General features: G+C 64.6%; 1 protein-coding gene. It reads right to left on the bottom strand.

Annotated features, from left to right (window positions below; translation table 11 throughout):
* Nucleotides 1-3,308: indolepyruvate ferredoxin oxidoreductase family protein (locus CHB96_RS29270; RefSeq protein ID WP_245866306.1), on the bottom strand; the 3,308-nt coding region annotated here is incomplete at both ends.

The following is a 3,308-nucleotide window of genomic DNA, read 5'->3' as shown; positions in this document are numbered from 1 at the left end:
GCGAATTCGACGGCACGCGAATAGTTTTTCGCCGTCAGCTCCGCGGCCATCTCCAACACTGTCGCCTCATAGTGCGCGAGCAGCGTCCGCTCGATACGCCGGACCTTCGCGTACCCGAACGGGTCGAACACCGTGCCGCGCAACATCCTGCCCTTGGCGAGGACCTTCAACGCACCGTGGCTCTTCGGGCCCATCCCGATCTTCTTCTTACGCCCGAGAGCCTTCAACGTGGGCGGGTGCAGTTTGTAAGTCAGCTTCTCCCCACCCGGAACCTCCGCCGCGACGGCCGCGACGAATGCCGGGTCGGTCAACATGCGCGCCACCTCGTACTCGTCCTTGTACGCGGTGAACTTGTGCAATCCGTGAGCCACGGCGTCGACGAACTGTGTCCCCTGCCCGAGACGGGTCTCCGCGTCCCAGACGACCTGCATCGTCTGCAGATACCGACGGGTCACCTTCTCGCCCTGGTAGGCCATCAGCTGCGCGGCACGACGCTCGACGACGGCGAGCGTGTCACCGGTGACAGTCAACGAACCCGTCAGATGACGCGGCACCTCGACGTCACCACGTGACGGTCCGGTCTCGGTCCGGACTGCCTCGGCGAACGCGTCGGGATCGGCGACGGCGACGCGTCCCCACCGAAACGCCGCCAGGTTCGCCTTGACCGCAACACCGTTGATGGACACCGCTTCCTCGATGGCCGCAGCCGGAATAGGCAGTCCCCCAGCCTGATACGCCGCGCCGACGAGCAGGAAGTTCGCCGCCGCAGTGTTGCCGAACAGCACCTCGGCCGCAGCGAGGGCATCGAACGACGTCAATGACGCACTGCGAGCCCTCAACCGGCCGACGAGATCGTCGTCGTCCGGGTAGCTCACCGACGAGTCGTAGACCATGTCGCCCGTCGCGGTCCGGCTCGTCGACGCGATCGTGACCGTGCGTGTATCACTGCCGTATCCGACGTTTTTCGCGTCGGCGGCCGTCAGCAGATCGAACGCCAGAATGCAGTCCGCCGAGGACGGGCTGATGCGGTTCGACGATTCACTGCTGTGCGCGGCCAATCTCAAGTGCGAGGTGACCGGGCCCGCCTTCTGACTCAGGCCGGTCTGATCGAGCCCCTCGACATGCAGGCCTGCCCGCAGCCCGGCCATCCCCAGCACCTGGTTGACCGTGACGATCCCCGTTCCGCCGACGCCGGCGAGGAACACGTTGTGAATATCGTTCACAGTGGCGATGTTCGGGCTCGGAGACGCAGGCGGTGTCGCGATCGGCGTGCGCGGAACCGTGCCGTCCTCCGGTAGCTCGACGGTCACGAACGATGGGCACTCCCCGTCGAGGCACGAGTAGTCGGTGTTGCATGAGGTCTGGTCGATTGTCGTCTTGCGCCCGAACTCGGTGTCGATGGGTTGCACGGACAGGCAGTTGCTCTTGACGCCGCAGTCGCCGCAGCCCTCGCACACGGCCTCGTTGATGACGACGCGCGTGCGTCGCGCAGGGAGGGTGCTGCGCTTACGTTTTCGTCGCGCTTCGGCCGCGCACTGCTGGTCGTAGATCAGCACGGTGACACCCGTCGTGTCACGGAGAATCTTCTGGGCTTCGTCGAGTCGATCGCGATCCCACACCGTCACACCGGCGGCGAACGACGCATTCTTGTGTCGCTCGGGCTCGTCGGCGCAGACGATGATCTTGGCAACTCCCTCGGAGGCCAGTTTGTGCGTCAATTCCGGCACCGTCAGTCCCGCTTCGGCATCCTGCGCGCCGGTCATCGCGACGGCCGAGTTGTAGAGGATCTTGTAGGTGATGTTGACCCCGGCAGCGATGCACGCCTGGACCGCGAGCTGGCCGGAATGGAAATACGTTCCGTCGCCTACGTTCTGGAAAATGTGGTCTATGTCGGTGAATGCTGCCTGGCCGATCCACTGCGCACCCTCACCGCCCATCTGTGTCAGACCGGTGACCTGAGAATCGGTGCGCGAGGACATCGTCACCAGCGTGTGGCAACCGATTCCGCCTCCGGCCAGCGAACCCTCCGGCACAGCTGTCGAACGGTTGTGGGGGCAACCAGAGCAGAAGTACGGCGTCCGCTTGGCGGGGAGTACCGTCAGATCCAGCACAGGTGGCGGCGGCTTCGGGAGATCGACGCGGCCTTTCAGGATGCGCCGGAGCGGCCGCAGTAATCGCGCAGCGGTCAGTTCGCCATCGGCGGGCACCAAAGCTGCACCGCCTTCACGCTTTCCGACGATGCGGGGTGCATCGGTGATGCCGTACAGGATCTCTTTGACCTGTGATTCGACGAACGACGTCTTGTCCTCCACGACGAGGACAGTCTCCACACCCGCCGCCAATTCATGAATCCGTCTCTCTCCCAGCGGGAACGGCATACCTACTCGCATGACTCGGATGCCGGCGCGAGCCAGTTCTTCGGACCCGAGGCCGAGTTCGTCGAGTGCCTGACGGACGCTGTCGTAGGCGGTACCGACGGCGACGATGCCCAGCCATGCATCCGTAGGGTTGACATCGATGCTGTCGATGTCGTTGACGTCATTGAACTGTCGCACCATCTCCCATCGCGGGCCGTACATGTCGGCCTCGGCGAGCAGGCTGTCCGGCGGTGAGGCGAGGATGCGTTGACGGTACGTCCACGCCCTGCCTTCCCACTCGACTTCCGGAACGTCGATGGTGAAGTCGTCGAAGCAGCGGTTCATCGTCCAGATGCCGTCGGCGACATCAGCGACGAGCTTCATCGACGACCAGCATCCGGACGCACGCGACAATGCCACGCCGAGGAGGCCGAATGCGATGACTTCTTCCGCGTTGCGAGGGAAGAAGATCGGCATCCCCAGAGCGGCAAGCGACTTCTCGCTCGCTGCAGGAACACTCGACGACTTGGCTGCGGGATCGTCACCCACCAGGACCAGAGCGCCACCGGTTGGATGCGCGCCGTACATCGTGCCGTGGCGAAGCGAGTCGCTCGCGCGATCGAGCCCGGGGCCCTTGCCGTACCAGACACCGACGATGCCGTCGTGAGTCCGCTGCCCCTTGGGTAGTTCCATCTGACTCCCCCACACCGAGGTGGCGGCCAGTTCCTCGTTCATGCCCGGGACGAGTCGGACATCGTGCTCCGAGGCCAGTTCGGGAATGCCAGCCAGCAGACGGTCGAGCCCGGCGAGGGGGCTGCCCTGATACCCGGACACGAACGTCGCGACATTTCTCCCGGCACGCCTGTCACGCTCGTGCTGTTCCACCAAATGACGTGCAATCGCCTGCACGCCCGTCATCAGAACCGGTCCAGAATCGACGCGATACCGATC

The sequence above is a fragment of the Rhodococcoides kyotonense genome, from assembly GCF_900188125.1.
In the GTDB taxonomy this organism is placed as follows: domain Bacteria; phylum Actinomycetota; class Actinomycetes; order Mycobacteriales; family Mycobacteriaceae; genus Rhodococcoides; species Rhodococcoides kyotonense.
The sequence above is the reverse complement of the archived record's forward strand: the minus strand, read 5'-3'. Positions and strand labels throughout refer to the sequence as shown.